The organism is Bacillus coreaensis, assembly GCF_050586445.1.
Taxonomy (GTDB): Bacteria; Bacillota; Bacilli; order Bacillales; family Cytobacillaceae; genus Robertmurraya_A; species Robertmurraya_A coreaensis.
The window spans coordinates 111,565-117,564 of the sequence record NZ_JBOCCY010000014.1 but is presented as its reverse complement, the minus strand read 5'-3'; the positions used below and the strand labels follow the sequence as shown (position 1 = coordinate 117,564).

Annotated in this window: 5 protein-coding genes; 2 read left to right on the top strand and 3 right to left on the bottom strand. The window is 38.7% G+C overall.

Going from position 1 to position 6,000, the window contains the following annotated elements; genetic code table 11:
- Positions 1-121: 121 nt before the first annotated feature.
- A complete protein-coding gene (locus ACQ5H4_RS18370; RefSeq protein WP_430776440.1) occupies positions 122-1,450 on the bottom strand; it encodes a YheC/YheD family endospore coat-associated protein in 1,329 nt (442 codons plus the stop codon).
- Positions 1,451-1,625: 175 nt separating this feature from the next.
- Here ACQ5H4_RS18370 and ACQ5H4_RS18365 point away from each other — a divergent pair, with 175 nt between their 5' ends.
- On the top strand, positions 1,626-3,023 hold the full coding sequence (locus ACQ5H4_RS18365) for a UDP-N-acetylmuramoyl-tripeptide--D-alanyl-D-alanine ligase (RefSeq protein ID WP_430776439.1): 1,398 nt from the start codon (positions 1,626-1,628) through the stop codon (positions 3,021-3,023).
- A gap of 5 nt (positions 3,024-3,028) precedes the next feature.
- Here the strand turns inward: ACQ5H4_RS18365 and ACQ5H4_RS18360 are convergent, their stop codons facing one another.
- A complete protein-coding gene (locus ACQ5H4_RS18360; RefSeq protein ID WP_430776438.1) occupies positions 3,029-4,135 on the bottom strand; it encodes a YheC/YheD family endospore coat-associated protein in 1,107 nt (368 codons plus the stop codon).
- A gap of 429 nt (positions 4,136-4,564) precedes the next feature.
- On the opposite strand from ACQ5H4_RS18360, the gene ACQ5H4_RS18355 reads away from it, so the two are divergent.
- The gene (locus ACQ5H4_RS18355; RefSeq protein ID WP_430776437.1) at positions 4,565-4,756 is read left to right on the top strand and encodes a hypothetical protein; all 192 of its coding nucleotides are present in this window, start codon (positions 4,565-4,567) and stop codon (positions 4,754-4,756) included.
- Between the two features lie 200 nt (positions 4,757-4,956).
- Here ACQ5H4_RS18355 and ACQ5H4_RS18350 read toward each other — a convergent pair whose 3' ends face one another.
- Positions 4,957-5,802 carry a nuclease-related domain-containing protein gene (locus ACQ5H4_RS18350; RefSeq protein WP_430776436.1) on the bottom strand — a complete coding sequence of 282 codons (846 nt, stop codon included), beginning with the start codon at positions 5,800-5,802 and terminating at the stop codon, positions 4,957-4,959.
- Between the last annotated feature and the right edge of the window lie 198 nt (positions 5,803-6,000).

Below are 6,000 nucleotides of genomic sequence, written 5' to 3'. Positions count from 1 at the left end.
AGTAACGTTTAACTGCTTGTAATCTATCTTCTGCAGTAAATTTAGCCATAGAAAAACTGCACCTCCAATTGTTAGTAATGTCTAACAATTGGGGTGCAGTTCAAGATGTGAGTAGCTTTTTTTAAAATCCCTCTAAATATTTGGCATACATCATGTTTTTATAACGCGCTAAGTAAAAGGCATTCCTGTTTTTGGCCTTTAGTGCGATATATGGATCTGGGTTTTGATGATTAATTTCTATTACATAGAGTTTTCCATTTTCATTCATTCCGATATCAAAGCCGATGTTTGCCAGGTGATATCCTTGTTGTTCGAAAAGAGCCAATATTTCTCTTACTAATGTATCAATCTTTAAGAGTACGGTCTCTATCTCCTCTGAATCTAGTTTCCATACGTTTTTAAGGGTAGCAGAAGCCATTTCCGTTTGCCCGCCTGCCGTAATATTACTTACCAATTGTCCCTTCGCACCGTATCTAGAATATACTCCAAGGTTATCCCATATCCCCCATTCATTTTTTATCATCATCACACGAAAGTCGATCATCCGATCATCATATGTCATTAAAGGAATGGTCTGTTGTACTACATACATATAAGGAGGAAGATTAGCTTGGAAAAAGCTCATCATTTCTTGCTGAGTAGAAAAGACTTTTACTTGTTTACTACGGTTGACATAAAAAGAAACAGCAATGTTGTCGGCTGTTTGAACCACCTTGAAAATACGCTTACCTAATCTCCCATTAATAGGTTTGATATAAATACTTTTATAAAGTTGCAGCATATGACTGATATCGTTTGGTTCTTGATAAAGAGTCGTTTGAGGTAATACATGATCAAACTTGGGAAGGAGTACCTTGTGCATCTCCCATTTTGAAAAGTGTGGAAAGTTAAATACTTTAGGACCTAACACTGAAGTTAAATGGTTTATTTTATCATGAAAGTTTTTATATTTTGAGGTTAAGCTTGCCTCGAGAATCGTCATAACGGTTGCTGGAAAAGGAAACGTTCCGTATTTCCATGACTCGTGTTCGGGTTGATATAAAAAACCGGATATGGTCTGTTGCTCAGTATGAATACTTTCGAGAGAAAATACAAGAATGGCTCCACCTATCTGCTGATATCTTTTTACAAAGCTCTTATAGGTAAAAAGCATTTGTTCAACTTTTTTATCTGTCAGCTCTGTAAGAATGCCTATAAATGGACCAATCCGTATGAGATTGTCATTTAGTAGGATGTCGTATGAGCAGGTTAATGGGATTTGTAGCTCTTGGATAATATCTTCTGATAATAGAATCACATTGCCTTCAACAGAGTCTGAAACCTCTATTTTCACCTCGACTGCCTTAACACCGAATGTTAAGCTTCCGTTTCCCTGTTCAGGAGTCAAGGTTGAATGAGAAGAAATTGTGATGGTCTGCTTTGTTTGATTGCATGGTTTAATTTGATGCATGATTTTCACCTCCATTTTCAAGTGATTAGGCCCTGTTTCTTCTTGTAGTATATGTTCACATAAGAAGGTAGGAATGTGTTTTGCACAAAGGACTGGAAAATGGTTAAATGCCCTTACCATGAATGGACCTTTTCAATAGAATAAATCAAAGCCACAAAAGAGAGTGGGTGACATCATGAAACATCTTCATTTAAACCAACTACTTCCTGTTTTGGGGGGAAAGGTGATTCACGGAAATGGATCGCAAGTCATAAAAAATGCTGCAAAATACGGGGAACATGTCATAACCGATCATTCTTTGGTTTTTATAATAAAAAAGGGAAAAACGTTGCCCTTACCAACAAAGGTTTCCTCCATTACGGTCGTTACTTCCGCACCTAGATTGCTGAAACATGTTAGTAGTGACACAACGATTGTCCATGTACCAGATGTAAAAAAGGCGTACTATCAGTTTATAACCTTTTATAGAAATCTTTTTACCCTCCCGGTAATTGGGGTAACAGGGACCTCTGGAAAAACGACTACAAAAGAGATGATCTCATGGATTTTATCAGAAAAGCAAAAGGTGGTAAGCACATATTTAAGTCATAATGGTTTAAGAAGAAACTTGGATTATTTATTGGAAATAGATGATACCACGGACCGTGCCGTATTTGAAATGGGGGTTTCAGGTCCTAATCAGCTGCTGTATTCAGCCCGATATTTCCGGCCGCAAATTGGAATTATCACAACCATTGGCACCGATCATATTGAAGGATTTAAAAATCAAGATTCATATGTAAAAGAAAAAATTAAGATGATTCAAGCGGTAGGACCAAAGGGGACGTTAATACTAAACCATGATAATCCGTACTGTAGAAGGCTCAATTTGGAATCTTTTAAAGGAAAAGTCCTTTATTACGGAATGGAGAAAACAGCTGATTATTATGCCCATTCCGTGACGTATAATCTGAAAAAAAATGGAATGGATTTTGTACTAGTTTGTAAGGAAGGGGAGTATTCTGCCTTTGTCCCGGGGTTCGGGAAGCATAATGTGTACAATGCGTTGGCCGCAATTATCGCATGTTCATTAGTCGGTAAGAGCATTCCTGAGACCCTTACTAGATTACAAACCTTTTCACATGTAAAAAGTCATCTTCAGTTCCACAAAGGAATAAAGGGGAGCTTAATCATAGATGATACATGGAACACCAATCTTACATCGATCGAGGCAGCTCTAGAAGTGCTTAAGGAAACAGCCGAAGGAAGGAAAACCATTGCAATCATCGGAGAAATAGAAGAACTAGGGGAATATTCGGTACCCGAGCATCAAAAGGTGGGAGAACTGGTTGTAAAGAACAAGGTTGATATCTTAATAGCAATTGGAAAGGAAGCTATTCCAACCTGTCAAAAAGCAGCTGAATTAGGGATGAACAGAACGAATATTCACCATTTAACTAGTCATACAACTTTGATGGAGCTGCTGAATCGTATAGTCGACAAAAACACATCTATCTTGTTGAAAACCTCGATGCGAAGATCCTTCAAAAACACACTAAGTCAGTTAATTATAAATGGAAAAGAGTCTGATTAGAGAGTTCACTCTATCAGACTCTTTTTTTGGGTAATTAAAAACTTTGCATAATCTATAGGCGTGCTAAAAACAGATTCCCATTCTGGGTTAATTAACTTCCCCTCCTTGAACAAGCCACTAACATAGTCGGAAATAAAATTACACTCGATAAAATAAGGGGTACCATCTTTCGTAATACCTAGATCGAATCCGAGATCAGCTAAATGTGGGAAGTGCTGTGCAAGATAATTAGCTACATAAAGGGAAAAATCAGTGATTGTTTTAACAAGCGTTTGATAAGGAATGTTTGGATGTGTGACGTGGGCAATACTTTGTAAAGGATAAGTCGTTCCACCTTGAGCACCATTCGTCAGAAAATCGTTGTCTTGAGCTACCTTACACATAATTCCAGATACTTGAAAATTCCCTTTTAAATTTCGTTGGACCGCTACCCTCATATCAAATGGTCTACCGTGAAAGGTAGCGAGAGGAATCAGCTTCTGAATCAAATACGTATGCTCGTGGATACGTTTCTGTAAAATGGCAGGCAATGTTTTCTGAAACTCTATTTTTTTAAGGTCTTTTTCTCCCTTTGTTTTATAGGAAAGTACCCATCCGTCAGGTAGTCTTTCAAGCTTCATGGTGCCTTCACCAAATTCTCCATAACTCTTTTTTAAAATAAGACGGTCATATCTAGCCGCAAGCTTATTTAAGTTGTTAATTGTAAATAACTCTGTATCTGGCAAATGCTTTCGAATATACGAATCTTTGTTAAGAATCTTGTGAACAGTGTATTTTTCCACATCGTAATTAGGAATATTGAATACAGACATCCCGCTTTGGGTAAGAGATTGTATATGCGCTCGGTAAGCAGGAAGATGATCTAGAACTCTTGAGTAAATCACACTGGGGGAAGGAATTTCTTTTAGGCGATAGTTCGTGTCTTCTTTTACAAAAGCCATCACCGTCTTTTTATTTGGCTGAATGTCAAAAAAACGAATATAACAGAGAGTCAAACCATGCTTTCGGGCAGTCTTCTCCCAAATGGAAAACATACTTAAAACATTCCCCCTTAAATCAGGCATACTGTCATAGGTTGATTTGGGGATAATAATGCCAATATAGTTGTTCACATCGATCGTCCTCCTTTCATAATAAGGTATTCATGGGAGGGGGTGGAGTGACTAAGACAAGAGTGGTTTTATTTGGACAAGAGGAGTGAATCCAAGCGAAGGAGAGTCCGAATGGGGTGAGCATGCGGACAGGAGCAGTCGATAAGAGCGAAGGAGAGTCTGAATGGGATGTTCATTCGGACAGGTGACAGTCAATACGAGCGAAGGAGAGTCCGAATGGGGTAAGCATTCGGACAGGGGCAGTCAATACGAGCGAAGGAGAGTCCGAATGGGGTGAGCATTCGGACAGGGGCAGTCAATACGAGCGAAGGAGAGTCCGAATGGGGTGAGCATTCGGACAGGAACGGTGAAACTAGGCGAAGGAGAGTCCGAATGGGGTGCTCATTCGGACAGGAGCGGTGAAACTAGGTGAAGGAGAGTCCGAATGGGGTGAGCATTCGGACAGGAACGGTGAAACTAGGCGAAGGAGAGTCCGAATGGAGTGAGCATTCGGACAGGAGAAAGTCAATACGAGTGAAGGAGAGTCTGAATGGGGTGTTCATTCGGACAGGAGCGGTGAAACTAGGCGAAGGAGAGTCTGAATGGAGTGTTCATTCGGACAGGAGCGGTGAAACTAGGTGAAGGAGAGTCCGAATGGGGTGAGCATTCGGACAGGGGCAGTCAATACGAGCGAAGGAGAGTCCGAATGGGGTGAGCATTGGGACAGGAGCGGTGAAACTAGGCGAAGAGGAGTCCGAATAGGGAGGTCATTCGGACAGGAGCAGGAAAACTAAGCAGAGCTGAGTCCGAATGAGTCCAGAATTAGGAATCAATATTGTTTTTTATATATAGTAAGTATCTTTAGTATTTCCACAAGAGCTATAATTCTTTTTTAATATCCTGGAAATGGTTTTTTTACATAAATCAACTTTGCACCAATCATAAATGGCTTGGGTGGTTATTTTTTGATCTGGGAATAGAAGTGAATATTGTTGCACATTCCGTAAAATACCTAGGTTAATTTTCTCTAGCTCTCCACACTTCCTACATTCAAAATATTGGTTTTTGATGGATATGAAAAAAGAAAAACAAGTTTTACAATATACTCCCTTTTGTAATTGGGCATAGTCATATTTTGGTAAAGTGGTGAAAGGGTTTTTCGGTTGGTGAAGTGAGAGTAATTCTTGAGCTAGATCCTTGTGCCCTTCTTTTAGTTTTGACGGGGTTTGATTTAAATTTTTTAAAAAGCGATCTACTTGAGTGGGTAAAATAAGTGGCTGATCCATTGGAGCATGATATAAGGTGAACTCAGGGTTAATAAAGATCACAGAGGATTCAACAAGATAGTTTAGTTTGTGGATTTGAAGCAATTGGCGGAAGAGAGTAGAACTCCTTTTTAACTGATCTACAGGATTTTTATATTCTCGTTTAGTAGTTACTGAATAAAGCTTGTCCGACTCTAGGTAACAATCTCCTTGGAAATTTTTTATGTCCAAAAGGTAAATAACTGCCTGGGTAATAATAACTGAATCAATTTGAAAATAGGAGTTATTCACTTCAAGCAATAAGTCATTTAAAATATACCTTTCTTCTTGGAGATTTTCTATCAGTTGATCAAACTTCACCTCGCCCGCAAATCCCTTTTCAAGATTTAAATAATGAAACTTTTCCTTCTCTGTTAACTCCATACGTGTGTTTAATGATCGTAAAGTTAGCAATTCATCCGATTCGGTACGACATTTCAGAAACATAATCCACATCCTTTCTTTATTTCTAATCCCATTTTATAAAAAATTTCAAATTCTACAATTAATAGATTTGAACATTTACAGAACATTAACCAAACATTTACCTCCCCGCTGTTATTGTCGGTTCCCCTATTTGCG

Coding starts and splice junctions, on each gene's coding strand:
- ACQ5H4_RS18370 (WP_430776440.1), bottom strand. CDS start 1,450: ATGCATCAAATTAAACCATGCAATCAAACAAAGCAGACCATCACAATT.
- ACQ5H4_RS18365 (WP_430776439.1), top strand. CDS start 1,626: ATGAAACATCTTCATTTAAACCAACTACTTCCTGTTTTGGGGGGAAAG.
- ACQ5H4_RS18350 (WP_430776436.1), bottom strand. CDS start 5,802: ATGGAGTTAACAGAGAAGGAAAAGTTTCATTATTTAAATCTTGAAAAG.